The sequence below is a fragment of the Kiloniella spongiae genome (genome assembly GCF_001026905.1).
Classification (GTDB): Bacteria; Pseudomonadota; Alphaproteobacteria; order Kiloniellales; family Kiloniellaceae; genus Kiloniella; species Kiloniella spongiae.
This window is the reverse complement of record NZ_LAQL01000007.1, coordinates 38,682-64,913: the sequence shown is the minus strand read 5'-3', so window position 1 is coordinate 64,913 and position 26,232 is coordinate 38,682. Positions and strand designations below refer to the sequence as shown.

The 26,232-nt window shown below is 46.6% G+C and carries 27 protein-coding genes; 18 read left to right on the top strand and 9 right to left on the bottom strand.

Going from position 1 to position 26,232, the window contains the following annotated elements:
- The first annotated feature begins 187 nt into the window (after nucleotides 1–187).
- Together WH96_RS11615 and WH96_RS11610 are read left to right on the top strand one after the other, a co-directional pair.
- On the top strand, nucleotides 188–1,795 hold the full coding sequence (locus WH96_RS11615; protein ID WP_047764357.1) for a gamma-glutamyltransferase family protein: 1,608 nt from the start codon (nucleotides 188–190) through the stop codon (nucleotides 1,793–1,795).
- A complete protein-coding gene (locus WH96_RS11610) occupies nucleotides 1,795–3,180 on the top strand; it encodes a M20 family metallopeptidase (protein ID WP_047764356.1) in 1,386 nt (461 codons plus the stop codon). The genes WH96_RS11615 and WH96_RS11610 overlap by 1 nt, the downstream gene beginning before the upstream one ends.
- On the opposite strand, the gene WH96_RS11605 is transcribed toward WH96_RS11610, so the two are convergent.
- From WH96_RS11605 to WH96_RS11590, 4 genes are all read right to left on the bottom strand, one after another.
- The gene (locus tag WH96_RS11605; protein ID WP_047764355.1) at nucleotides 3,173–4,627 is read right to left on the bottom strand and encodes a M81 family metallopeptidase; all 1,455 of its coding nucleotides are present in this window, start codon (nucleotides 4,625–4,627) and stop codon (nucleotides 3,173–3,175) included. The two genes, WH96_RS11610 and WH96_RS11605, sit on opposite strands and share 8 nt — an antisense overlap.
- Nucleotides 4,628–4,705: 78 nt before the next feature.
- Nucleotides 4,706–5,761: a TRAP transporter substrate-binding protein gene (locus tag WH96_RS11600; RefSeq protein ID WP_156176788.1), complete on the bottom strand. Its 1,056-nt coding sequence runs from the start codon at nucleotides 5,759–5,761 to the stop codon at nucleotides 4,706–4,708.
- 92 nt (nucleotides 5,762–5,853) lie between these two features.
- Complete coding sequence (locus tag WH96_RS11595; protein WP_047764354.1) at nucleotides 5,854–7,134, bottom strand: TRAP transporter large permease; 1,281 nt, start codon at nucleotides 7,132–7,134, stop codon at nucleotides 5,854–5,856.
- Entirely contained in the window at nucleotides 7,131–7,655 is a 525-nt protein-coding gene (locus tag WH96_RS11590) for a TRAP transporter small permease (protein ID WP_047764353.1), read from the bottom strand. The genes WH96_RS11595 and WH96_RS11590 overlap by 4 nt, the downstream gene beginning before the upstream one ends.
- A 205-nt stretch (nucleotides 7,656–7,860) precedes the next feature.
- On the opposite strand from WH96_RS11590, the gene WH96_RS11585 reads away from it, so the two are divergent.
- Nucleotides 7,861–8,739, top strand: coding sequence for a MurR/RpiR family transcriptional regulator (locus tag WH96_RS11585; protein ID WP_156176787.1), 879 nt, complete (start codon nucleotides 7,861–7,863; stop codon nucleotides 8,737–8,739).
- Between the two features lie 2 nt (nucleotides 8,740–8,741).
- Nucleotides 8,742–9,824 (top strand): D-TA family PLP-dependent enzyme, encoded by a 1,083-nt coding sequence (locus tag WH96_RS11580; RefSeq protein ID WP_047764352.1) that lies wholly within the window; start codon nucleotides 8,742–8,744, stop codon nucleotides 9,822–9,824.
- 19 nt (nucleotides 9,825–9,843) lie between these two features.
- Here WH96_RS11580 and WH96_RS11575 read toward each other — a convergent pair whose 3' ends face one another.
- From WH96_RS11575 to pxpB, 3 genes are read right to left on the bottom strand one after another with little or no spacing between them, the layout of a single operon-like run.
- Nucleotides 9,844–10,617, bottom strand: coding sequence for a LamB/YcsF family protein (locus WH96_RS11575; RefSeq protein ID WP_047764351.1), 774 nt, complete (start codon nucleotides 10,615–10,617; stop codon nucleotides 9,844–9,846).
- Nucleotides 10,604–11,695 carry a 5-oxoprolinase subunit C family protein gene (locus WH96_RS11570; protein WP_047764350.1) on the bottom strand — a complete coding sequence of 364 codons (1,092 nt, stop codon included), beginning with the start codon at nucleotides 11,693–11,695 and terminating at the stop codon, nucleotides 10,604–10,606. Before WH96_RS11570 ends, WH96_RS11575 begins: the two co-directional genes overlap by 14 nt.
- Nucleotides 11,695–12,441, bottom strand: a complete 747-nt coding sequence (gene pxpB, locus WH96_RS11565; protein ID WP_047764349.1) for a 5-oxoprolinase subunit PxpB — start codon at nucleotides 12,439–12,441, stop codon at nucleotides 11,695–11,697. The genes WH96_RS11570 and pxpB overlap by 1 nt, the downstream gene beginning before the upstream one ends.
- 277 nt (nucleotides 12,442–12,718) lie before the next feature.
- Here pxpB and WH96_RS11560 point away from each other — a divergent pair, with 277 nt between their 5' ends.
- The 5 genes from WH96_RS11560 (at nucleotide 12,719) to WH96_RS11540 (ending at nucleotide 17,545) form a co-directional block, all read left to right on the top strand.
- On the top strand, nucleotides 12,719–13,696 hold the full coding sequence (locus WH96_RS11560) for a TRAP transporter substrate-binding protein (protein ID WP_047764348.1): 978 nt from the start codon (nucleotides 12,719–12,721) through the stop codon (nucleotides 13,694–13,696).
- 140 nt (nucleotides 13,697–13,836) lie between these two features.
- Nucleotides 13,837–14,409: a TRAP transporter small permease gene (locus tag WH96_RS11555; protein WP_047764347.1), complete on the top strand. Its 573-nt coding sequence runs from the start codon at nucleotides 13,837–13,839 to the stop codon at nucleotides 14,407–14,409.
- A gap of 14 nt (nucleotides 14,410–14,423) precedes the next feature.
- On the top strand, nucleotides 14,424–15,719 hold the full coding sequence (locus WH96_RS11550; protein ID WP_047764346.1) for a TRAP transporter large permease: 1,296 nt from the start codon (nucleotides 14,424–14,426) through the stop codon (nucleotides 15,717–15,719).
- A 56-nt stretch (nucleotides 15,720–15,775) separates the two neighbouring features.
- On the top strand, nucleotides 15,776–16,297 hold the full coding sequence (locus WH96_RS11545; protein WP_047764345.1) for a winged helix DNA-binding protein: 522 nt from the start codon (nucleotides 15,776–15,778) through the stop codon (nucleotides 16,295–16,297).
- Nucleotides 16,298–16,567: 270 nt separating this feature from the next.
- Nucleotides 16,568–17,545, top strand: a complete 978-nt coding sequence (locus tag WH96_RS11540) for a helix-turn-helix domain-containing protein (RefSeq protein WP_047764344.1) — start codon at nucleotides 16,568–16,570, stop codon at nucleotides 17,543–17,545.
- Nucleotides 17,546–17,569: 24 nt separating this feature from the next.
- Here WH96_RS11540 and pspF read toward each other — a convergent pair whose 3' ends face one another.
- Nucleotides 17,570–18,565 carry a phage shock protein operon transcriptional activator gene (gene pspF / locus WH96_RS11535; RefSeq protein WP_047764343.1) on the bottom strand — a complete coding sequence of 332 codons (996 nt, stop codon included), beginning with the start codon at nucleotides 18,563–18,565 and terminating at the stop codon, nucleotides 17,570–17,572.
- A 161-nt stretch (nucleotides 18,566–18,726) separates the two neighbouring features.
- Between pspF and pspA the strand changes: the two genes are divergently transcribed.
- The 7 genes from pspA to WH96_RS11500 all read left to right on the top strand — a co-directional run bounded on the left by pspA (nucleotide 18,727) and on the right by WH96_RS11500 (nucleotide 22,813).
- Entirely contained in the window at nucleotides 18,727–19,395 is a 669-nt protein-coding gene (gene pspA / locus WH96_RS11530) for a phage shock protein PspA (protein ID WP_047764342.1), read from the top strand.
- Between the two features lie 77 nt (nucleotides 19,396–19,472).
- Entirely contained in the window at nucleotides 19,473–19,700 is a 228-nt protein-coding gene (locus WH96_RS11525) for a hypothetical protein (protein WP_047764341.1), read from the top strand.
- A gap of 78 nt (nucleotides 19,701–19,778) precedes the next feature.
- Nucleotides 19,779–20,261, top strand: a complete 483-nt coding sequence (locus tag WH96_RS11520; protein WP_047764340.1) for a hypothetical protein — start codon at nucleotides 19,779–19,781, stop codon at nucleotides 20,259–20,261.
- A 233-nt stretch (nucleotides 20,262–20,494) separates the two neighbouring features.
- On the top strand, nucleotides 20,495–21,460 hold the full coding sequence (locus WH96_RS11515) for a CsgG/HfaB family protein (RefSeq protein WP_047764339.1): 966 nt from the start codon (nucleotides 20,495–20,497) through the stop codon (nucleotides 21,458–21,460).
- The gene (locus WH96_RS11510; RefSeq protein WP_047764338.1) at nucleotides 21,460–21,756 is read left to right on the top strand and encodes a hypothetical protein; all 297 of its coding nucleotides are present in this window, start codon (nucleotides 21,460–21,462) and stop codon (nucleotides 21,754–21,756) included. The genes WH96_RS11515 and WH96_RS11510 overlap by 1 nt, the downstream gene beginning before the upstream one ends.
- Before the next feature lie 23 nt (nucleotides 21,757–21,779).
- Entirely contained in the window at nucleotides 21,780–22,136 is a 357-nt protein-coding gene (locus WH96_RS11505; protein ID WP_047764337.1) for a DUF4810 domain-containing protein, read from the top strand.
- Entirely contained in the window at nucleotides 22,133–22,813 is a 681-nt protein-coding gene (locus tag WH96_RS11500) for a DUF799 domain-containing protein (protein WP_047764336.1), read from the top strand. Before WH96_RS11505 ends, WH96_RS11500 begins: the two co-directional genes overlap by 4 nt.
- Before the next feature lie 135 nt (nucleotides 22,814–22,948).
- On the opposite strand, the gene WH96_RS11495 is transcribed toward WH96_RS11500, so the two are convergent.
- Nucleotides 22,949–23,776, bottom strand: a complete 828-nt coding sequence (locus WH96_RS11495) for a MurR/RpiR family transcriptional regulator (RefSeq protein ID WP_047764335.1) — start codon at nucleotides 23,774–23,776, stop codon at nucleotides 22,949–22,951.
- Between the two features lie 75 nt (nucleotides 23,777–23,851).
- Between WH96_RS11495 and WH96_RS11490 the strand changes: the two genes are divergently transcribed.
- Both WH96_RS11490 and WH96_RS11485 read left to right on the top strand, forming a co-directional pair.
- Complete coding sequence (locus WH96_RS11490; RefSeq protein ID WP_047764334.1) at nucleotides 23,852–24,985, top strand: LacI family DNA-binding transcriptional regulator; 1,134 nt, start codon at nucleotides 23,852–23,854, stop codon at nucleotides 24,983–24,985.
- Nucleotides 24,986–25,199: 214 nt separating this feature from the next.
- A complete protein-coding gene (locus WH96_RS11485) occupies nucleotides 25,200–26,231 on the top strand; it encodes an ABC transporter substrate-binding protein (protein WP_047764333.1) in 1,032 nt (343 codons plus the stop codon).
- Nucleotide 26,232 lies beyond the last annotated feature (1 nt).

Here is a 26,232-nt window from a genome sequence, read left to right as displayed (position 1 = left end):
TCTGAATTTCTTCCAGCATATAACCAGAATGAATATATATGGTTAATTTTCAGAATCCGACGTTTGTTTCTTTGTCTATCATTATACCACAATGCGTTTCAGCAAATCTTTGACCTGACACCATAAGATCGCCAGAATAACTTTTCCAATCATACCTGCCTTTCAAAAATTACAGTGAGTTCTCCCTGTGTCACATAGCTTTTCCAGATCTCAAACCGTCCGTAAACCTGCCACAAAATCAGAAGGTGGTATTGTCGCTGCCCAGCATGTAAAAGCCGCGGAAATAGGTGCAGACATTCTCGAGCAGGGCGGTGATGCTGTGGATGCTGCCGTAGCCGTTTCCTTTGCAATGGGAGTTCTCGAACCTTGGATGAGTGGTCCGGCCGGTGGCGGTGCCATGATGATATGGCGCGAGGCTGAACAAAAATCCTATGCCCTCACCTATGGAATGAAATCACCAAAGTCTCTGGATCCCAATGCGTTTCCTTTATCGGCAGACGGAAAAGCTGCCGACTTATTCCCTTGGCGAGCAGTAAAGGGGGATCTTAACGTACAAGGACCTCTGTCCATCGCAGTTCCTGGCACAGTAGCTGGCGCGGGGAAAGCTCATAACGCGTTTGGTAAGATGCCATGGAAAGATTTGCTACAACCAGCCATCAAAGAAGCAAAATCAGGACTGCTCGTTGATTGGTATGCAGCCCTAATTATCGCATCAGCCACTCAAGCTCTATCCAAAGATCCTGATGCAGCGGCAACATTTTTGGAAGACAGGCAATGGCCAACCATCGCGGGGTGGACAGCCTTGTCTGAAAAGCGCATAGACCAGTCCTTGCTTGCCAACACACTTACTCATTTGGCGGAACAAGGTCCCGAAGATTTCTATCGGGGGGATATCGCCGCATTGATGGTAAAAGACATTCAAGACAAAGGTGGTTTTCTCTCACTGGATGACCTTGCATCCTATGCTATTGAATTCGAAGATCCTCTGACTATTCCATATAGAGACAGCCGTATTTTTGCGACACCGACACTCACAGCGGGGCCCACGCTCGCGGATACTTTGTGCCAGATGGAAAACATGTTTACCCCCGGCAGTTCTCCGGCAGCGAACAGCTTCGGCGCCTATGCCGAGGCCTTAAGCAAAGCATACGAAAAACGCCTTGTAACAATGGGGGATCAAGATGCGCCCCATGCCCCGTCATGTACCACACATTTTTCTATCGTTGATCGACAAGGCAACATGGTCTCCATGACCCAAACTCTTCTTTCTCTTTTTGGATCTCGTGTTATTTCACCAAGCACCGGATTGCTTATGAACAATGGCATCATGTGGTTTGATCCGGAACAGGGGCACCCGAACTCTCTGGCACCTAACAAACGCTGCTTGATGAATGTCTGTCCCGTTATCGGTGAGCAGGTAATCAGAGAACAAGGGACAGATAAACAGAGTCTGCAACGTTTTGCGATTGGTGCCTCGGGCGGGCGAAAAATCATGCCTGCCGTTATGCAACTCTCTTCTTTTATGACAGATTACAATATGAGTCTCGAAGACGCTTTCCACCATCCCAGAATGGATGTTTCCGGTGGTGACGTTATTATCGCTGATGAGGATCTCGCCCCCGAAATTATTTCTGAGCTATCCCAAAAACACACCGTCACCACAACAAAGCGAACCGTATTTCCCTACGCCTTTGCCTGTCCGGCTGGTGTTTCCAGAGAAAACGGTGTGAACTCTGGATGTACAGAAGTTATGTCCCCCTGGGGCGATGCTGTTGCAGAGAGAGATACAAAATAATGGCAACACGTGAAGCAACCATAAAGCGGGCAGAAGATTATTTTGACAATGGCCATTTTCTCGCAGAACTCGAACGCCTAATTGCTGTTGAAACTGAAAGCCAGAACCCAGATCAACGATCTGAACTTTACAGATATCTTAGCAAAGAAATAACACCACTCTTGGACAAACTGGATATCAAGAGCAACATATACGAAAACCCTGATCCTGCCGGGGGGCCTTTTCTAGTCGGAGAACGACAGGAATCCCCTGATCAACCAACGATACTTACCTATGGCCACGGCGATGTTATACGTGCGCAGACGGATCAATGGCAGGAAGGACTGGACCCGTTCAAAGTCGTCACCCGGGACGAAAAAATCTATGGACGGGGAACTGCTGACAACAAAGGGCAGCACCTTATCAATCTCGCAGCTCTATCTTGTTTGCTAGAAGAAAGAGAATCTCTTGGCTTTAACCTGAAAGTCATCATAGAAACGTCGGAAGAGACGGGGTCAGCCGGCCTTGCCCAATTCTTTGAATGTCACAAAGATCTATTAAAAGCAGATGTCTTGATTGCATCTGACGGTCCAAGGCTTCAACCTGATACACCGACCCTGTTCATGGGGACACGTGGTGCCATTAACTTTGATCTTTCTGTAAACTTACGAGAAGGCGCTAACCATTCAGGAAACTGGGGTGGGTTGCTGGCGGATCCAGCGATAATACTATCGCACGCCATAGCAACAATCACAGATGCCAGAGGTCAGATTGAAATCCCCGAATGGCGACCGACAAGCCTGACAAGCGACATCAAAAAAATCTTGAAGGATCTGCCCATAGATGGAGGCCCGGAAATCAATTTGAACTGGGGAGAAGAAGGATTGGATCCGGCACAACGTGCCTTTGGCTGGAATTCCTTTGCAGTTCTTGCCATGAAAAGCGGTGTTCCCGAAGCGCCGGTCAATGCCATTGCAGGCCATGCAAGCGCCCATTGTCAACTTCGCTTTGTGGTAGGAACCAATACGGATGATATTTTGCCTGCACTGCGCAGACATCTTGATAAAGCCGGTTTTCCCTCGGTTGAAATCATTCCAAGCAAAGAAGCTTTTTTCCAAGCAACGCGCCTTGACCCTGATCACCCATGGGTCCAGTTTACCGCAAGATCTATAGAAAGTACGAACGGAAATCCCCCACACATACTGCCCAATCTCGCCGGGTCACTTCCCAACGAAACCTTTAGTGAAATTCTTGGACTTCCAACAGTATGGGTGCCTCACTCTTACGGCGGTTGTTCACAACATGCCCCCAATGAGCACCTGCTCAAACCGATCGTAAGAGATGGCCTAAGAAACATGGCCGGGCTTTTCTGGGATATTGCAGAAAACGGAAAGAAGATTACGTAACGCACTTCTCTGTTCTCGGCCAAATGTCTGTACGGGCAAATTTGTAATCCGTTGTTCTGGGGTCATTCGGATAAGGTCCGTCAACGCTGGCATAGAGAATTTCCGACGCCACGGGAACAAAGGCATCGTAAAAATGATTGGTAGATTTAATCACCAGAATTTTTTTCGATTTCGGATCAACGCCAAGGTTTCGGAAAAGGCTCGGATCAAAGCTCTGACTGCGATTGGAATTAAGAATCACCGTAATTCCCATATAGTCAATCGCGACGCTATCGCCCAACGGAACAATGGATGTACCAAAATCCTGAGTTGCGTTCTGAACAATTTTTAGAACTGTCACATCCGCATCTATCGGGGGGCCTGCTGTATCAGACATCTTACTGCCAAAACGTAGTTTGAGCGTAGCGTCCTCACCCGCAGAAATACACGTTTTTACAGCCATTGGATCCCAGATAGTACCAACAGCGGCATCAAAGGCCTCCTGCGCAACCAAGGTACGGAGAAGAATTGTTGAATCACCGGGAACACCACCACCGGGATTATCCCAGACATCAGCGATAACAACCGGGCCATTTGGCGCAGCCTTTGCTCGCGCGACCGCCTCTGCCGGAGATAAAAACTCCGGACGTGTTCTGCCACGAAATGAAAACAGTTCCTGACTGAGGTCTTTGGCCAATAACCGGGCATGACCCTGTTCCTGTTCAGCAACAACCAGTACTTTTGTTCCCATGTCCGGCACATCCCCGGCCATAAAACCATGAATAACCGAGACGGATAAAATACCGTTTTGGCCTTCGAGCTCTTGTATCTTATCAACAAAACTGCGCATTGGTTCACGGCTTGTCGGTAGAACTTCGATCATGTTGCAATCAGCCACGTGGAGCTCGGGGGAAATTTCTCCTCTCACCGTACGTACAACCAGATCAACACAACTCTCGGCACATTCAACAAAATCGGTATGAGGAAACTCTTTGAAGGCAACAAGAATATCTGCATTCGCAACGCGCTTTTGCGAGAGATGACTATGAGGATCAAGGGTCGCCCCGATAACAACATCAGAACCAACAATTTCCCGGATGGCCTCTAGTAACGCACCTTCGCAATCCTGACAATTCTGGGCCACCATCGCCCCGTGCAACCCAAGGATAACAGCATCAACAGGAAGAGCCTTTCGTAATTGCTCCAGAACTTCCTCTCTTAATGCATCCCAGGTTTTGGCATTCACAATGCCCCCCGGCTCTGCCCAGGTCGCCGTACCTTCAACAAGCTCCCAGCCCTCTTCTTTCGCTCTTCTTCGGCACACCGGAAAAACAGCACTGCAAAGCGTTGGGGTTTCAGGATGTTCCCCCGGCGCCGCATAGAAGCTCTCCTTAAAATCACTCAGATCGGCACGCAGAGGAGAAAAGGTATTTGTCTCGGTTGCGATTGATGCGCAAAATATTCGCACAGGAAGTCCTCGTAAATTAATCGTGTAAATATTCTAAATAAAGCCCGAGGGAGAAACTCCCTCGGGTCAAGTTGGCAATTATTTGAGATAATTACGCGTATTGGCTTTACCCAATTCTTCCTGGAACAGATCCAAAAGTGTAACGCCTTTCTCACCCAGCGTTTCTTCGACATGTTTGAGAACAACCGGTTGTGCGGCAGATTTAAATTGCTCACGAGATTCTGCTGATAGGGCTGTGACCTCAATTTTGTCTTTCAAACCAGCCAAGCCGCGATCAGAAGCTTCAATCACACGGCTAAGGCCACGGCTGGCAACCACACAGGAATTGGCTGCGTAATTCAAAACACGCTGTTCATCAGCAGTCAGATCATCCCAGAAGGTTTTGGACACCATAAAGGTATAAGGCGCAAAAAGATGGTTGGTCAAAGTCATGTATTTCTGAACTTCAGAGAACTTGGCAAAAGAGATAATCGGCACCGGGTTCATCTGCCCGTCAATCACACCTGTTTGTAAACCGGAATAGACCTCTCCCCACGCCAAGGGGTAAGCTTCACCCCCAAGTGATTGAATAATCTTCTGATGAGATGGCAAAGTCATTGTGCGTACACGAATGCCTTTGAAATCTTCCAGATTTTTAATCGGATGCTTGGAGTTTGTCACCGCAAAGAAACCACCTGTATCAGGGAAACCCAATACCTTCACACCGCTCACTGTCTCTTCAATATCTCGGGAAAGCTCCGCACCAAAGGGACCATCAAAAACATCATATGTCGCGGCGTTGTGATCGAAAGCAAAAGCCAGGTTCAAAACATCAATGCGCGGATAGTAAGACGAGATTGCCCCAGTGGAAGTCAATGTCGCCTGAATCACATTATCCCGCACCAACTGAACGTGCTCTTTCGCTGACCCGAGCTGGTTCGAAGGATAGACCTCAACCTCGATAGAACCGTTGGTATCAGCTTCAACAATGTTGGCAAAAACAGCAGTACAGGCATGAGCGGGATTTTCAAACGGGTCCATTTTATTATCGTGACCGAATTTGAGAACCTTTGGTTCCGCCATTGCCCCTGTAACATTGGAACAAAGCAGTGCACCCACAGCAACAGATGTCGCCACTTTTTTCAGTAACTTCATTTTACGTCTCCCTATATTTATTTCTTTTTCAAACTTGCGTCTGTTGTTTCTAAGAAGTGAAGGAGCAGTCGCCACTCCTCATCTCGCTGGGATCAGGCAAATCCCAGTAATCGCGGAAGGGCCAAGGCGAGATCCTCCCAAAAAGCAAAAATGAACAGGATAACGACTTCGGCAATCAGGAAAGGCCATAGCTTTGCCGCAATACGTTCCAACCGTTCCCCCGTTACAGAGGACAAGACAAAAAGGCAGGCACCCACGGGCGGTGTCATCAAGGATATGTTCAAGGCAAGGACAAAAATAATCCCGGCATGAATAGGCTCCAGGCCGATTTGTTCCGTCAACGGCACAAGAACCGGGGCCAGCAAGATCAGAATCGCTGTGATATCCATCACCATCCCAATCGCCAATAGCAGAACAATAACCAAAGCAATAATGATGTAAGGATTATCCGAAATAGACAGAATGGCTTCGGCAATTTCCTGTGGAATACGATTGAAGCTCATCCACCAGCCTAAAATCGCGGCAAAGGCAATAATAACAAAGATCACACCTGTAATTCGGGCCGTGCGGATCAACATTCCGATAAAATCGGAAACTGTGATCGCTCGATAAACAACAACACCGATAAACAGTGCATAACCGACCGCGATAGACGCAGCCTCTGTCGGCGTAACAATCCCCCCCAGGATGCCGCCAAGAATGATAATCGGCATGAAAAGCGCCAGTATCGAAGATCTGAAGATCTGCAACAGCTCTTTGAAACTCGCTCTTTCTTCAGCTTCCGGAAGATTGTTCGCCTTAACACCGACTGCAATAACAATCATGCAAACAAGACAGATCAATAAACCCGGCAGAATTCCCGCGGCGAACAATCCACCGATGGAAACGCCCATCAAAGAGCCATAAACAACCATTAAACCAGACGGTGGAATAGTTGGACCAATAATGGACCCCGCTGCAGTTACCGCGCAGGCATAATCCCGGCTATAACCTCGCTTGACCATTGCCGGGACAAGTGTCTTGCCAAAAGCGGCAGCATCAGCCGTTGCCGCCCCCGTCAACCCGGCGAAAAAAACAGACGCAAGCATATTGGTATGCGCTAATCCACCCCGAAAATGTCCAACCAACGCCTGCGCCAGCGTTACCAGACGATGAGTAATCCCGGTATGGTTCATGATCTCACCAGCAAGGATGAAAAAAGGCATAGCCAGGAAAGGAAAGATATTCAGGCCATTGAACATCTTGCTTGGTGCCAGTGCAAAAAAGGCCCCACCCCCCATGTCAATAAGCCCGATAACACCTGCCAACCCTAAGGCAAAGCCAATGGGCATGCCGATCAAAACCAGAACAACAAAAGCAATACCAACGATCATAGAACTGCTCCTGCACCAGACGACAAGCTATCGTTAGAATCAGTCATTACTTCGCCCTGATCTCTTAAAGCAACAAGGAGAACTTGAATCGCGGCAATGGCTGAAGAAACCGGTATTGCGGCAAAAGGCATCGCCAGTGTCATACCAAAAATCATGGCCTGACGGTTGCTCCCACCAACAGTAAAATCGATGCCGTACCAACACAAAAAGGCGAACAAGGCAAAGGTCATAACATCAACCAAAACCAAAAGTAGTCTTCGAAAAGCCTGGGGCAAACGATCAATTAGAATGGAAAGGCCAATATGTTCTCTGCGGGCAATACCAGCCGAGATTGCCAAAAGTGCCGCCCAGATCATCAGGTAACGGGCCAATACTTCAGGCCAGGGTAATTGCCAATGAAAGAGATATCGATCAACGACACCCAGCCACACATCCAGAACCAATAACAACATCAGCACAGCAACAATGCGCTCAATAACCCAGTTCATTCTTTTGCTGGCTTTTGCGGCGAACGCTCTCATCACGCCTCCCTAAAATGTAATTTAACTACATTTACTGCTCAGAATCGACTTTTGTAAAGCAAAATTACGTAGATAAACTTCGTAAATTAATATTTTGGCGTAATTTTAGGTATATATCACATTTATATTATTAAAAATCATTGTTTTTGTAATTTAACTACGTAGTATAAATTTATATCGAGTTTAAACGTATAAGGATGCTCAATTGGCTGCTACTTTTGATTTAATCACAAAAATAAAAAAAATGGACGGCAGTTTTAAAGCCCGAGAACAACAGGTAGCCACTTACGTTCTTAATAACCTCGAAAGCGTTAGCCAAATCAGCGTAAACTCCTTGGCAAAATTTTGCGATGTCAGCGAACCAACCGTCATTCGCTTTTGCAGGAAACTTGGCTGCGATGGCTTCAGAGATTTTAAAATTCAACTAGCGCAAAATGTTGCTGTCAGCATGCAATATCTATCTCGTTCCGATAAGCCAGCGACATCAACAGACAGTACAATTGATCAAGTTCTTGATGCCCTTATCTCAACAACTGAGGTCGCCAAAAATCAAATAAATCACGATGAAATATCCAGAGCAGTCGATGCCCTGACCCGAACAAAAACACTCATTTTCTGTGGCGTAGGTGGCGGATCGACAACGGTTGCCTTTGACGCTGCCAACAGGTTCTTCAGGCTTGGCATCACCGCTTTATCTCTTAATGACGCATACCTTCTCAGAATGCATGCCGCCACCCTCGGCCCAGATGATCTGATGTTCTTTATTTCTTCAACAGGCACCCCGAGGGCTTTGATTGACACGGCCAAGATTGCCAATCAATACGGCGCTACAACCGTGTGCTTGACCAAGCCGAATTCAGAGCTTGCCCAAGTCTGTACGATTACCGTCGGCATGGAACTACCCGAAGATCCGGATATATACAAACCCACAGCATCACGTCTGGTCTTCCTTGCTGTCATCGATATTTTGGCCGCGTCTGTCGCACGTAAAATGCCGGAAAAAACCAAAGAAAAACTGCGCCGTATCAGAGCATCTCTCACCGCCCTTCATGGCAATACAGATCCACAGCCAATTGGGGATTGAGTATGGATTACACTTCACAGGCTGAAACAGTTGTAACAAGCGATATCATGACCCCCGCAGTTATAATCGACACACACACCGTTCAAAAAAACATTGATAAACTGCAAGGTCACTGTGACCAACACGGTATCTCGCTTCGCCCTCACATAAAAACCCATAAATTACCCTCTATGGCCCAACGCCAGATTAAAGCCGGGGCAATCGGCATTACCTGTCAGAAGATTGGTGAAGCTGAAACGATGGCTGATGCAGGCATCAAAGACATCCTCATTACCTACAACATTATCGGGGATGAAAAGTTACATAGATTGGCAAAACTTGCTCAGAGATGTACCCTGTCTGTTGTTGCCGACAATGCCTATGTCGTTGACGGGTTGGCAAAAACCTTTGTCAGGGCTGATCACCCGCTGGAAGTTTTGATTGAGTGCGATACCGGGGCAAATCGATGCGGCGTACAATCTGCAGAAGAAGCGCTTGGTCTTGCGCGCTTAATCCACAATGCAAGCGGTCTGACACTTGGCGGGTTAATGACCTACCCTCCAATGGGTGATCAGGTCCGTGTCAACAACTGGTTGAAACAAGCTAAAGATCTATTAATAGCAAATGGCCTTCCCTGCCCTAAAATAAGTAGCGGCGGTACGCCAAACATGTGGCGCTCACAAGAAGTTTCCGTAGCAACAGAACACCGGTCAGGCACCTATATCTATAACGACAGATCCCTTATTCAAGCAGGCCTTTGCCGTATTGAAGATTGCGCCCTGAGTGTTCGGGCAACAGTTATCAGCCGCCCCACAGATGATCGCGCCATTATTGATGCCGGCTCAAAGATGCTGACATCCGATCTTTTGGGAATGGAAGGTTTCGGTCTGATCAAAGAAGCGCCAGATGTAAAAATCACCAGCCTAAGCGAAGAGCACGGCATCCTTGATCTCAGTAACAGTAAGTGGTCACCGAAAGTCGGGGATCAAATCCATATCATCCCCAACCATGCCTGTGTCGTATCCAATATGGTGAATCATGTTTATCTGGTAAATGACAATCACATTGAAAAAACTGTGGTAAGCGCCAGAGGCCTTGTAACTTAAACTCACCTTGCAGTAACGCCTAAGCCTCCATAACCCGAGGCAAAGGCACCAACTCAAAGCCAGCCTTTTCCAATCGCTCTTTCACACGATGGGCGATTGCAACTGCCTCTGCAGTATCTCCATGAACGCAAATACTATGGATGGGCGTATCAATGCGTTTGCCCGACGGCGTGATAATCTTGCCCTCTTCGACAAAAGAGAGAATCTGATCAGCAGATTGCTCTGGGTCGTGTATAACCGCATGCGGCTCAGATCTTGGGGTTAGATTTCCGTTCTCGTCATAGGTTCTATCGGCAAAAATCTCTCCCGCTGTTGGCAAGCCGAGTTCAAGGCCAGCCTTGCACAAGCAGGATCCCGCAGTTGCCAGCATGATAAGAGACGAATCAACAGCTGCAATTCCACGGGCAATGGCCAAAGACATATCCATATCAACCGCAGCCATATTGTTCAGCGCACCATGAGGTTTTACATGCGTAACCTTAGTACCCTGACTTTTCGCAACAGCCATCAGGGCACCAATTTGATACACCATCATAGCTTCCAGCTCTGGCAATGGCAGATGCATCTTACGACGACCGAACCCTTGCAAATCAGGGAAAGCCGGGTGTGCACCGATGCTCACCCCTTTATCCCGAGCCGCCCGAGTTACACCTGACATGACCAGCGGATCACCCGCATGATAACCACAGGCAATGTTTGCTGATCCAATGATATCCAGCATCGCGGCATCATTCCCAATGGAATACATGCCAAAGCCTTCGCCCATATCTGCATTTAAATTAATTTTTTTCATTTGCACCTCCCTCTAGATGACCGGGGAAATGCCCCGTTAAGCTGGCATTTACTACGCCGCCAATCAAATTCACTTCATACAAGGCCTTTAGATCCATCACGCCTTCGCCAAAATAATCCTGAACAGAGGATATGGCCCGTTCCAGTTCTGATTTTCGAGTTTTTCGGGCAGCTTGTGCCTCTTCCAGAGAAACCAGTTGAAAGCCGATTTCATTCCCGGGCATCAACTGCCCAAGAAGCGGAAGGTCCGCTGTGATAACAGCGCCAATTTTCGGATAACCGCCGATTGTTTGACAATCAACAAACAAAATAATTGGTTGCCCACTTCCCGGCACCTGAATAGCCCCCGGTACAATCCCATCTGAAATAAGATCACTTCCCTTTTCCGGTAAAGATTCTAATTCAGGACCCTCTAAGCGTATTCCCATTCGATCCACATCGGAACTGACTTTATAGCTTCCTCCTGTGAATTTAGAGATCTCAACTTCAGAGAAATAATCATCCTGTGGACCAGCAAGCACACGGATTATTTTGGTTGATGTAGAGATTGGATCCGAAACAATTCTCTCCAGACCATCTCGGGGATGAGGTAGCTTCGTCGGAATTCTATCGCCCGCTTGCAAAGGAAGGCCGTTTACGCCCCCCAACTTTGCCCGCGCATAGGTCGAGCGGCTATCAAGCACTGGAGCCAAATCAAAACCACCTTCTATAGTCAGATAACCGGTCGCCCCATTTTTCAATGGATCAACAGTGAGAACATCCCCCTCATCCAATGTAACCGATTGCCAAGGTTTTATAGAGACACTATCACCACCATCAGCACCCTTGTGCTCTGCGGTAACATCACCAGCTAAACCAAGGCGTAATCGCCCTGATTCAACCGTCACTTTTGGCCCCAAGAAGCGAAATTCTATCGCCGTTTCAAAGGCAGCATTCCCTACCAAAGCATTGCCCAACTGCAAAGACAGCGAGTCCGCCGCGCCACTCCTTGGCACACCAAATCCAGCATACCCCCGACGCCCTTCATCCTGAAGAGAAGCGAGGATGCCCGGAGAAAGGATCTTTAAGACCGCTGCCATCAGCTTTCTCCCTCTCGAGATAGAAAGCTCTGTGGAGCAATCCGTTCCGAAGAAAGGTCAGCTTTAATATCGCTATATTCTTCTGTCGTTACAGGCCTGAACTTCACCGAACCACCAGCAGACAACAAACTTGGCTGTGCCCAGGTACTATCAAAAAAGGGAACCGGACAGCGGGCAAGCAAGTGCCATCCACCAGGGCTTTCCCATGGGTAAACAGCCGTTTGTTCATTCGCAATGCCGACAGATCCTGCCGGAACTCTTACCCGTGGGCTTGTTCTTCTGGGAAACTGTAGCCTCTTATCAATCTCCCCCATAAAGACAAAGCCCGGTAGAAAACCGATCAAAAAAATGTCGTAGGTTGCAGAAGAGTGGATATCTATGACCTCCGTGACCGAAAGTCCGCTTCGCTGCGCTACCTCTTCCAGATCAGGCGCAAACTCTCCTTCGTAACAGGCAGGTAAAATCCAAAGTTCTTTGTTTGCTCCTCCTGCATCCAATGGCATTTGCGCCAGCGCACTCACACGTTCAGTCACCTGCTTATAGTCAGCCAAATCCGGATTCAAGCACACTGTTAAAGAGCGACTCGCAGAAATAATATCGAAAACGCCGGGCAACCGCCCCTCTTCAACTTCTTGCTCAATAGAGTGTCTCAAAGCGCGAACTGAACGCGCACCGATAGCTCCCTTGAGCTTAGGAAATTCAATCGTAAAGGCGCTGTCGCCTAGTGTAAGGACTCGGATATCCAATTTAGCTCTCTTTGAGTTTTTCGTTATTGAACTACAGCCTTAGATACACATCAACTATAAATTGTTATTGTTTTATTGACTTTTTGTCAACAAAACGTCATCGTTAATTTATGCGTTAATGATGACACAAGTATTTTTGGCTCATTCATCGCGCTGTATTGCTCGCCTCTGCTTTTCGTAGAACAAAGAGGATTGAGCCAAAAAGAACGTTTATGGCCACAAAGATCATAACAAATATCTGGGCCCACTCTATCGAGACCTTTGGGAGGTTTTAAAAATGAAACTCTTACGTAACTTCACCGCAGGTGTTGCTGCTCTTACTATAGGCGGAATTGCCACTGCCTCTGCCGACACCTGGGATATGCCAACACCATATCCTGACAAAACATTTCACACCGCGAATATCATTGAATTCGCCAAAGATGTAGAGACCGCGACAAACGGTGATCTGAAAATTAAAATTCACTCTGCCGGATCACTCTTTAAGCATCCCGAAATCAAGAACGCTGTTCGTAGCGGTCAGGTGCCCATCGGCGAATTTTTCCTGTCTAGATTATCAAATGAACACGCTGCATTTGGCGCAGACTCCCTTCCTTTCCTCGCAACAAATTACGACGAGGCAGGAAAGCTATGGGCAGCCCAAAAACCTGTTATCAGCACATTGCTGGACAAACAGGGTCTGATGCCACTCTTCTCTGTTCCATGGCCACCACAGGGACTTTACACCAAAAAGGAAATCAACACAGTTGATGACCTGAAAGGCCTTAAATTCAGAGCCTACAATGCTACGCTCGAGAAATTCGCACAGCTAACAGGTGCCGCCCCAACACAAGTAGAAGTCCCAGACATCCCACAAGCCTATGCAACTGGTCGTGTTGAAGCGATGATCACATCTCCTTCTACTGGCGCAAACAGCAAGGCTTGGGACTTTGTTTCTCACTACACACACATTCAAGCCTGGGTACCAAAAAATATTGTTGTGATTAACAAAAAATATTGGCGCAAGCTTGATGAAGCTACACAAAAAGCTGTTTTGGCTGCAGCAGAAAAAGCGGAAACACGCGGCTGGGCAATGAGCCAGGAAGAAACAGCAGCGAAAATCAAAATCATGCAAGACAACGGCGTCACAATTGTGAACCCGCCTGCGGCTGAATTGATGACTGGCTTGAAAAAAGTTGGTGCTGATATGCTTTCTGATTGGAAAGCGTCTGCTGGAGATGAAGGATCTGAAATCCTGACATCTTACGGTAACTAAGTTCCCTGTTGGGCGGTTCATTTCACTCTATTACCGTGCGATGAATCGCCCTTTTTATCTGGGCCTCAAACTTTATATCCAGATCTTTGTATCTGGATGGATGCCAGAAGACATAACGTCACTCAAGGGTGAGCAAAACCATGAGACAGATACTCAATAAAATATATTCAGTAAGCGGTTGGACGGCAGCTTTTTTTATTGTCGCGATCTGCCTCACTGTAATGGCCCAAGTCCTCCTGAACCTGCTTGATCGCCTCAGTAGCCTTATCACAGGTGAAGCCATCGGACTCACAATCCCATCCTATGCTGACTTTACTGGCTTTTTTCTAGCTGGCGCCTCTTTCCTTGCCCTGGCCTACACACTAAGGGACGGCAGCCACATCAGGGTATCACTGGTGTTACAACACCTCTCGCCGAAACTACGCCACGGCGTTGAAATATGGTGCCTGGGTGTCGCAGCTTCGATGGCTGTCTATTTCACGATCTACACAAGCCTTCTTGTACATGAAGCCTACACATACAACGACCTCTCTCCCGGCATAATTGCTATTCCGATCTGGATACCCATGTTTCCCATGCTTGTCGGGCTAGCCATTCTCGCCCTCGCCCTGATTGATGAACTGTTTTGTGTCATTACAGGTGGCGAACCAAGTTACGAAGGCAAGGGTGAAAACTTGCTCGAACAAGATCAGGCCGATCTTCACGCTGAATAAGAAGGGCAAGACCAATGTCAGAAATTTATTTAACCCTTCTTCTCATGATTACCCTGTTTGCCCTTTTGGGATCCGGGGTCTGGGTTGCCTTCTCTCTTTTTGGTGTTGGCCTGTTCGGCATGACACTCTTCACTGACGCCCCAGTTGGCGATGTCCTCGCCACAACCGTTTGGGGCGCGAGTAATTCCTGGGCACTTGCTGCCCTGCCTCTTTTCATCTGGATGGGTGAAATCCTGTTCCGGTCCCGATTGTCCGAAGATATGTTCAGCGGCCTGTCCCCCTGGATGGGAAAAGTGCCGGGCAAGCTTCTACACGTGAATATTTTTGGCTGTGCGATCTTTGCAGCCGTTTCCGGTTCATCCGCTGCGACAGCAGCAACCATTGGGAAGATGTCAATTCCCGAGCTTTCCAAACGTAAATATCCGGAAAGCATGATGATAGGCACTTTAGCTGGGTCAGCCACTCTTGGTCTGCTTATTCCACCATCTATCATTTTAATTGTGTACGGCGTTGCCACAGAACAATCCATTGCTCGCCTGTTCATAGCTGGCGTCTTGCCCGGACTACTTCTTGTAGGCCTTTTTGTTGGCTTTGTGATTATCTGGGCAATGATAAACCGAGATATTCTACCCGATGTGATTGAAGAAATATCATTGAGTGAGAAGCTAAAGCGCGCCAAGAGCTTACTCCCTGTTGTCATTCTCATCAGTGGCGTTATCGGCTCCATATATACAGGCATCGCGTCACCCACAGACGCAGCAGCCGTTGGGGTTGTTTTGGCCTTGCTTCTCTCTTGGTTTACCGGGGACCTCAACAAAACAACCTTTTTCGAAGGACTGATGGGCGCCACCAAAACATCATGTATGATTGCCTTTATTCTCGCTGGCGCTGCCTTCCTTACCGTCGCAATGGGTTTTACAGGCATCCCCAAACTATTGGCTGAATGGATTGGCGGTCTAGAACTAAGTCCTTACGCTCTTCTTGCTGCATTGACTGTGTTCTTTGTTGTTCTTGGGTGCTTCCTCGACGGTATCAGCGTTGTGGTTCTAACCACATCAGTGATCATGCCGATGGTAGAACAGGCAAGCATTGATCCGCTCTGGTTTGGCATATACATCGTCATCGTTGTCGAGATGTCACAGATCACGCCACCTGTAGGCTTCAACCTATTCGTTTTACAAGCTTTGACCGGACGAAATATTTTAACGGTTGCGAAAGCGGCCCTACCGTTCTTCGGCCTACTGGTACTGGCACTTGCTATTATCATTGCCGTACCAGAAATCGTGACTTATCTTCCGAACAATATGTAGGCAAGATAAGTCTGCTAACAGTAAGACACTCCGTTTATTGATTAAAAGGTTCCAGTATGTCTGATACATCCAAAGCCCCGCGCCACATCGTTTCATCGGAACACCTGGCCAGTGATCAGGGATGGCAGATGAGTGAGCTTGAATACGGAATGATCATCGCCTTTAACGGCTTTTCCCGATGGATGGTTCGTTGTATGAACGCCGCAGGACATCAGGACTTCAACCCACTTGATGTCTTGGTACTTCACAATGTAAACCACCGTAACAGGGAAAAGCGGCTGAACGATATCTGTTTCGTGCTTAATGTCGAAGATCCCCACACGGTAAATTATTCCCTTAAAAAATTGATCAAAGCCAAGTTGGTCAGAGGAGCAAAAAAAGGGAAAGAGATCTTTTATTCAACCACGGAAGAAGGCGCAGAAGCCTGCTCTGAGTACAGAAAAATCAGAGAGCTTTGCTTGATAGATCCAGCTGTTGCGACCGACACCAGATTTGATGAAGTTGCTCATACAGCCCAGATCCTGCGCAGTATTTCCGGCCTTTACGATCAGGCATCCAGAGCCGCAGCGTCTCTTTGATTTAGCTAAAACACACCCAAATGCTCCCAAGCAAAAAAACTCGCTGACTTGTAAAGTTTGCGAAATGATCCCACTTGTTTTAACGTGAATAAATAACAAGAGTGCATGAACAGGCGCATTCAACAGAACAAAGTTCTGCATAAAAAAATAAAAAGGATAGTGAAGCCGTAAAAAAGAACACCAAAACGGCACACTAAAAACGTCAGGAATAGAGCAATATCCAGAATACAGTTTTGTATTTTCTTGTGAGATGCTCTTGGGGCAACGAACATGGGATCGACAAGCAACCACGCAGCACATGTGGAAAATACACTAGAGGCAAATGGCGCCGCCCAAACAGCTGTCGCGGCATCATGGCGGCGCTCAAAACTCTTGCACCACCTCTCCCCCGATTACACACGACCACCGGAACGTATATCCGAACACGAATTAAAACAGGCCCGTGAAAAACTGGGCTCCTTGATTCATACAGCCGAGACTAGTCTCGACCGCCTTTACCTCGCCGTTGGCAATGCCGGTTGTTGCGTTGTACTCGCAGACGCGAGCGGTATTGCGGTTGATCGAAGAGGTGCCGTTAGCGACGATAAAACCTATGATGATTGGGGCCTTAGCACTGGATCATTATGGAGCGAAGAAAGCGAAGGCACCAATGGCATTGGTACCTGTATCGTCGAAAAACGCCCACTGACCATCCATAAAAATCAACATTTTCACAGCAAGAATACCAACCTGTCCTGTAGCGCTGCCCCTATTTTTGATCATGAAGGCCACCTATTAGCCGCTATAGATGTATCCTCCAGCCGGGCAGACTTAACACCCGATTTTGCAAAGATCATCTCCTTTTCAGTCATTGATACGGCTCGACAAATTGAATCAGAATATTTTCGACAAACATACCACAATGCAGATATTGTTCTGGCCACACCACCAAGCAGTCAACAAGAGACGTCAACAAGTCTGCAAACCGCTCTTTTGGCTGTCGATCAGGATGGAATTGTTATCGGCGCCTCCCGTGGGGCCCGACGTCTCTATGGACTTCCAAATGGCCCAATAAATGAACCCATTCTGCTTGCTGACCTGCGTGGAAGGAACGTTAATCACGCCAAAGAATATGAACTGGCTGAGCGTCGGGTAATCCTTCAAGCACTCGCCCACACTGGTGGCAATATCTCAGCTGCAGCCCACGCCATGGGGATAAGTCGTGCGACGTTACATCGAAAAATCAAATTTCTGGGATTAGCGGTCTAAATCCTGAAAATGTGCGTTCTCGGACTAAGACCGCACAGACACATCATACTTCTTTAGAAGTCTCCGAAATTGGTGATAGCTCAACGACAAGGCCTGCGCTGCGTCAGTTTGGTTAAACTGATGCCTCTCCAAAGTTTGCGTGAGAATTGTACGCTCAAAGCCCGCAACAGCTTCGGCAAAGTCATCAACAACTTCACGTTCAACCTGAACAGCATCTTCTTTTTTCTTTTCTAACGAGCCAAACCGCCAGGGACTGGCGAAGGGGTCTATATAGATTTCATCAATTGCTGCATCCGAGGTAGGCCATCTACAGATTGTCCGTTCAACTGCGTTTTTAAGTTCCCTGACATTACCCGGCCAGGCATACTCAACCAACTGTTTTCGCGCTCGTCCTGAAAATCCGGTAAAAAGGTCGCGCCCCACTTCCCGCGTGACTTCCAATGCAAAGTGATGCGCAAGTGTCAGAATATCTCGCGGCCTCACCCTTAAAGGTGGCAGCGTGAGGACATCAAAGGCCAAGCGATCCAGTAAATCAGCCCGAAAGCCTCCTTCAGCAGCAAGAGCAGGCAGATCTACGTTAGCAGCCCCAATAACCCGTACATCCACATGAAGTGTTTCGCTGCCGCCAACCCGTTCAAATTCCCCATACTCAATAACACGGAGAACTTTTTCCTGAACTGCACTGGATGCCGTTGCGATCTCATCCAATATCAAAGTACCACCATCTGCACGCTCAAACCGGCCGATATGTGTTCTCTGCGCTCCTGTAAAAGCCCCACGTTCGTGCCCAAACAACTCACTTTCCAACAAACTATCCGTTAAAGCCGCACAGTTGATTTTGACCAAAGGACCATCCCAACGCCGAGACAAATAGTGCAAGCGAGACGTAAAGAGTTCTTTGCCTGTCCCCCGCTCCCCCACCACAAGGCAAGGCTTATCAATCAGAGCAAGTTGAGAGCTCTTTTCAACCACATCCAAAAAATGTGGATCTTCCCCAATAATGTTAACAAGTGCATCCATAGTATTATCTATTTTCGTTATCTATTTTCGCTAATTAATATCGGTTTTAATAATGAAATTTTCAACCTATTATTATAAGCTATTGTTTTAAAACATTTTATAAAGTTGGCACACCTCATGCAATCTATCGAAGTATTCTTACTCCTCGAAAGGAAATTGTTATGAGTATCTTTTCCCGTCTGACCGACATTGTTAATTCCAACATAAATTCACTGTTGGACCGTGCGGAAGAACCGGAAAAAATGGCCCGCCTTATGATTCAGGAAATGGAAGACACCTTGATCGAGGTACGCTCATCTTCTGTAAAGGCTATTGCCGACAAAAAAGATATTGAGAGAAAGCTCACGGCACTTGAGACATCCCAAACTGAGTGGGCAGCTAAAGCTGAATTTGCACTATCCAAAGGACGCGACGACCTCGCTAAAGGCGCTCTCTTGGCAAAAAGAAAGATTGAGGAGCAGATTGACGCCCTTCAAACAGAACTTGGCTACATCGAAGAAAGCCTCGCGAAATCCAGCGACGACCTTTCAAAACTTCAGGCAAAGCTGGACGAAGCCAAGGCCAAGAAGAAGTCTATGGAAATTCGTTTAAACACAGCAGAAAAAAGAGTAAAACTTCGTAAGACAACTTACGATGGCCGCGTTGATGACGCCCTGGCTCGTTACGACAATCTAGAGCGTAAAATTACTGAACTGGACGCGGAAGCTGATTCATACGACCTTGGTCGCACAAAAACGCTAAACGATGAGTTCTCGGAACTGGAAGCCGAAGCAGAAATCGCTGACGAACTTGCAGCATTAAAGGCAAAAATGTCAAAGTCCAAGAAATAATGCCCCTAGCCTGCAACGGTCCAGAGCGGCCGGGATTTAGAACAAACAGATTTTGAACTGAGAAAGAAATTAAAACAATGAGCTTCGCTGTAGCTTTCTTCGTCCCCTTGGTAGTGTTTTTATCTATCGTTGCCCCGCTCTGGATCATTTTCCATTACATAACAAAGTGGAAAACGATGAAAAAACAAGATCTGGGAAATGGTATGGTTGCTGTCCCCAAAGAAGAGCTTTTAAAGATGCGTGACGTTGCAAGAAAATTGGCAGATCGCGTTGCCACACTTGAGAAGGTACTTGAACAGGATTGACCACCAAGCCTGCAAACAAGCGCCAACGACACACTCACCCAATCAGAACAGCGACCAGAAGAGAACGGGATTATTCAAATGCACAATCAAAGAAAAAAATCAGGCTGTCATAGCTATCAGGCCTATCATCATCAAGGCCCCATCAAACGGGTAACCCGCGCCATTGCAGATCGCTTTGGCGTACCACGGAAACTCGTGTTGGCCGCCTTTATTATTGGTCTTTTTATAAACTTTGTTCTGACCTTAATCGTTTTTTTTCTCTCCCTCTACTGGGTAAATAACCCTGGCCGCCTAGAGAGAAAATTCAACAGAATGGCCAGCAAAGCGAAAAACTGGGCAAATGGCAATCATACTGAAAAATATCAGACACAATACGCCTATGCTGGCGCTGAACAACCATCATCCCATGAGTATAGTCGAGATGACAATCTGGACTTTTCTGAGCTTTGCCGAGAGTTCGAAGACCTAGAACGTCGAACAGCAGACATGGAAAAACATGTTTCTTCTGAAGAATACAAACTCAACAAAGAATTTCAGAAGATGAAGAAAGACGACAAATAAAATCCCCCTAGAATACATCCGATCAAAAAAATCCCTTTAGGAACCCACCTAAAGGGATTTTTTCTACTCAACACAATTACACTACAAGTTGAAACCAAGCATAATTAACACTTTACTCTTGCCAATTTCGTTTTTAAGTAGAAAATCCACAAAGCTCATCAATGCTATGCAACCTAAATTATTTGCAAAATATTGATCGTATAATAGAGAACCTTGATAAATTGGCCACTTAAATGATCAAAAAAATTATTCTCGCAGGAATTTCAGCGCTTACACTTTCAGCATGTGCCGTTCCAGACAAAGTCGCAAAACCTGTCGAAGCCCCTGTATCTCAGGCTCAACAGGAAGAAGCCCAAAAACAAGCCTTTGCAACGCCAGAGGTCACCAGACTAAAACGCAAAGTTGCAATTGCGCGCTTTTCCAATGAAACACGTTACGGGAAAACATTCTTGAGAGACGGTGAGAATGATCCTTTGGGCAAGCAAGCCACAGATATGCTGTCATCAAGACTGGTGGAATCAGGGAAGTTTCTGGTGTTCGAACGTCCCGACATCGAAAAAATCAAAAAAGAACAAGAATACACGCAAGCATCAAACTTGATTGGCGTCGATACACTTATTGTTGGCTCGGTTACCGAGTTTGGCCGAAAAACCGTTGGAAAAAGCGGATTTTTAAGCTCAACAAAAAAACAAGTTGCCAGAGCAAAAGTCGAAATTCGATTGGTCGACAGTAAAACCGGGCACATTTTCTTTTCCGCCAACGGTGCAGGCGAGGCAAGCAATGAAGCAAATAGTGTCGCAGGCTTTGGCAATAGATCAGAATATGACGCAACTCTAAACGACAAAGCAATTGCTGCTGCAGTGTCATCAGTCATGAACGAAATTGTTCGCAAACTTGATGAACGTCCTTGGCGCACAGATATACTAAAAAGAGAAGGTTCGACGGTCTTTATTAGTGGGGGACAAAGCCAGGGGTTATCTATTGGCGATACTCTCGATATTATGAAAGCAGGCGACACCATCCGAAGTGCTCAAAGTGGTTTTGATATCGAATTACCGGCTCAAAAAATCGGAAGCCTAAAAATTCTAAGTTTCTTTGGCACAGACGAAACCAATGAAGGCTCAGTCACACAAATCACCTCTGGTACAATGGAAAACAGTAGCGTATCGGAGTATTTCATCGCCGAAGGTGCTAACTAATGTCAAAAATCTTATTATTCGTTGCCTCAATTTTCCTCCTCAGCGCGTGCTCAACAGCAGAAACAACGAGGACTTTAGATGAACGCCCAAGCATTGGCTTTTCCAACGTCCCCAAAGATGCAGAAATTATCATTGATGGATTAAACATGGGTCTTGCTGGAGATTTTGATGGAAAGACACGTAGCCTGACACTTGTTAACGGCAGCCATAAAGTCAAACTTGTCCACAACGGCCAAGAAATTCTCTCGCAGAATATATACCTGAACGGTCCATCCGTCACAATTTTACGACCATAATTTTTATTTGGGGGAATACAACAATGCGAACTGTCGTCCGCATGGGGACTGCTGCACTGACGGCTGCCCTGCTATCAGGCTGCATGGTGCAAGACAAATATCACTGGGGAAGTTACGAACAAGACCTTCTGACCTATTATCGAGATAGCGACAAAGGAACTATTCTTGTTGAAAATCTGAGTGAAACAATCACCAAAGGAGAAGAAAAGGGGTTAGTACCACCAGGCATTTACGCCGAGTACGGGTATCTTTTATTAGAGAGCGGTAACGCGAAAGACAGTATTTTATACTTTAAAAAAGAGCGCGACGCCTGGCCAGAGTCAGCAACATTAATGCAGGCGATGATTAAGGTTGCTGAAGCCGAGGTCAAAAAACAATGAATTTCCCAAAACTAATAATATCCGCCCTTATACTGTTGACGCTTGGCGCTTGCCAGCATACGGCAGAACCCTACAATTACACAAAACTGCGCACAGAAGACCCTCATTCAGTTCTTGTTGTAATGCCAATAAACAAAAGTGTCGAAGTCGAAGCCCCGCATTATTTCCTATCGACCATCAGCAAGCCAGTTGCAGAAAAAGGTTACTATGTCTTTCCTGTGAACCTTGTTAAACGGGTCATGGAAGAAGAAGGAATGTCTGATGCGGATCTCGTTTATAACTCCGACCCAACCGTTCTTGCAGAACTTTTTGGTGCAGATTCCGTCCTTTACATCTCCATTGATGAATGGACATCCCAATACATTGTTCTGGACGCCAGAACCACCGTCAGTTTTTCTTACATCCTAAAAAGTGGTGAAACAGGCGAGACCATATGGGACAGCGCATCAACAATATCATACTCCCCAAATGACGGGAATTCTGGCGGAGGACTTGCCGGATTGATTGTTCAAGTTGTTGCTTCTGCGATAGAAAAAGCATCACCGAACTACATCCCTCTAAGCCGAAGAGCAAACTACTTTGCTGTGAACGAGCAGAACCGAGGCCTACTTCCCGGTCCATACCATAAAGATTATGGATTGCCAGAAGAAGAAACGCCCCCAACTCCCGTTCAATAAATAATCTTTTCGTGCTGCCCGATGCAGATTTTGCAAGCTTACGATAACTCTATGACTAATGCCCTGAGAATAATTTCAGGGCGTTAGTTTTACTTACCCTCGCCAAGCATGCCACCTAAGCAAATAATCACACCATCAACTTTCCTGATCCAAAGCACGTCCCAAGGCAACTACCAGCGTCAGAGCCAGTGTCATACTTGCAGCAAGAGAACGGAAAGCGTGCACTTCAACCTCTTCGACCTCCAAACACACATCCGAATGCTGTGCTAAAGGACTTAAAACACCATCGCTGATTGAAACGATAGGTATATCTTTGTTTTTCGTTTCCTTGACGAGCTGAACAACTTCAGAGGCATAGCTTTTAAAGCTAATCGCGAGCAATACATCCCCCTTACGGATAGAACGCGCCTGCTCAAAAAACATCCCCCCATTCCCATCTATCAGAACACAGCGCTTATCCAGTTGTGCCAGAGCATAGGCCAAATAACTTGCAATAGGAAAAGCCCTTTTTTGTGCTGTCAGATATATCACATCAGCATTCGCCAGAGTCTCAACGGCCTGTTCGAGCTTTTCGGGACTCACTACGTGACGCAGGTTGTTCAACGCAGCGATACCTCCATCAATAAAATCATCCAAGACCACACTGGAGCTATTGGATTGACGAGCATTATCCCGACTTAATGATCGAATACGTTCTTTATAGTTAGAGCCATTCTCGACAAGGTGCGAACGAAACACCTTCTGCATTTCACTAAAACCCGTGTACCCAAAGGCCTTAGCAAAACGGATAAGACTTGAAGGCTGAACCTTTGCACGCGCGGCAATCGCAGAAACAGTTTCCAGCGCCATATCATTTGGATTTTCCAGCGCATACTCTGCGATCTGTTTGAGACGCTTACTTAGTTCATCGTGGCGTGTCGCCAACTCATTCCGTAAAGCATCATAGGTACCGGGCGCAATCATCAAATAGCCTTTCGTTTTCCATTATTCATAACAGACTGACACGCAAATGGAATATAAATTCTATAAAAGGAATAGATGATAACAACTCAAGCCTATGCACACGTTTGCGCAAAACCCAAAAAGCATGTAGATAAAACACCTATGACCAAATCAGGACCCGGTATAAAAACACAAAATATCACCTCTGCCGATGTAGCAAGGCTGGCCGGTGTATCGCGCTCGACAGTTTCACGCTGCTTCAAAAAAGATAGTCGAATATCCGATAACACACGTAAGCGGGTATTAGAAATCTCGGATCAACTGGGATATCAAGTCAATAAGCTTGCACGGTCAATGAGCACCAAGGAAAGCGATTTGGTCGGCTTGGTCTCTTCTGGCCTGCATGACCCCTTTGCCGTTATTCTTGTGGACCAGCTGATTTCAACGCTCCAAAAAATGGGTTTGCATCCCATTTTGCTGGATGCGTCTAATGAAACACAGCTTGATATATCCATAAAGAAGCTTGCCCAGTACCAAGTCAAAAGCATTGTCATCACATCGGGAAGTCCCTCTTCTTCTATTGGCGCCAAATTTATAAACCGGGACATACCTGTTATCTTGCTAAACAGAGCCGGACAGCTAGATCAGGCAAACCTGATAAATTGCGACAATCAAAAAGGCGCTATGCTAGCAGCACAGGCCCTCATAGATGCCGGACACAAGAAGCTTGCTTTTATTAACAGCAGCTTCAGCACCTTCAGCGGCGTGTCCAGACGTGATTTTTTCGAACAAACACTTGCACTGAAAACAAGTACAGGCGACGTAACTCTCGAAAAAATAAACGTCGACGAGACAGGATATGAAGCCGGGTTTAAGGCTGCCCTTAAAACACTATCTCAACCAGATCATCCAACTGGATTTTTCTGTGCAACCGACAATATCGCCTTTGGCTTTATGGATGCCGCACGCTATGAAATGGGTAAAAAAATTCCTGATGATGTGTCCGTAATCGGGTTTGATGACCTGCCCCTTTCTGCGCGCCCAACTTACGACTTAACTACAATTAAACAATGCCCCAACGACCTGGCAAAAGCTGTCGCAGAATGCATAGATAAGATTGACAGTACCTCTGAACGGACACGCAAAATAATTCCTGTCTCCTTGATTAAGAGGAAAACTATTACGGCCCCACCCCAAGAGCCTTCGGGAAAGCCATCCCTAAAGGATTGAAATGAATATCCTTCTACAAGTCCAGATTTAGAAAATAAATTCTAACATTATATTTTTTGAAATTTTTCTTTCATTCAACATTATCCCCTCTTATCATCATATCAAGAGCTAGGATTCTCAGTAAGGTTTTTTAGCCAAATTGTGCAAACGTGTGCACAATTCAATCCAAGAAGAATAACCTCAAAAGAAACGACCAAAAAGGGAGGTCACAGGGATGACAAAGAAAAATATCGCATTCGGGTTCGCAGTTGCGACGCTTTGCGCTGTATCAGCGGTTTCTGCACAGGCGAAAGAAAAGCTGAATGTCCTTTGCGCTGCGGATGAAGAATGGTGCAACCTGATGAAATCAACGTTCGAGAAAGAGTCCGGCGTTGATGTTTCCATGGTGCGGAAAAGCTCTGGCGAAATTTTCGCCCATGTTAAAGCAGAAGCAAGAAACCCTAAAGTTGATGTATGGTGGGGCGGGACTGGTGATCCTCATCTGCAAGCTGCGGCAGAAGATTTAACAACACCCTATAAATCAGATCAGATTGATAACCTTCTTGAATGGGCTCAAAATCAGGCAAAACAAGGCGACTATAAAACAGTTGGAATCTATGCCGGAGCCCTTGGCATCGGATACAACGAAGAGCTTTTGAAAGAAAAAGGCCTTCCAGCACCCAAATGCTGGGCCGATCTAACCAACCCTGCCTACAAGGGTGAAATACAAATGGCAAACCCGAATTCTTCAGGTACTGCCTACACAACATTGGCAACTGTTGTGCAGCTTCTTGGCGAAGAAAGAGGATTTGAATTTCTGGCCGGACTTCATTCGAACATAAACCAATACACAAAATCTGGATCTGCGCCGATTAAGGCTTCAGCTCGTGGCGAAACCACTTTGGCAATCACCTTCATGCATGACATGGTGAAACAGGTTAAAAAGGGCTTTCCGATCAAGGTTGTCGCCCCTTGTGAAGGTACAGGATACGAAGTTGGCTCCATGAGCATCATCAAAGGCGCACGCAACCTCGATAATGCTAAAAAGTTCGCGGAATTTGCACTGCGTCCGGACGTACAATCCTTGGCCGAAAAGGCAAAAGCCTATCAGGTTCCTTCCAATTCAGGATCTTCCGTTCCAGAAGGCGCGCCAAAACTCACAGAAATCAAATTGATCAACTATGACTTCGCCACTTACGGTTCCAGCGAGACACGCAAACGTCTCCTGAAGCGTTGGGATGACGAAATTAAATCTCTACCACGCTAAT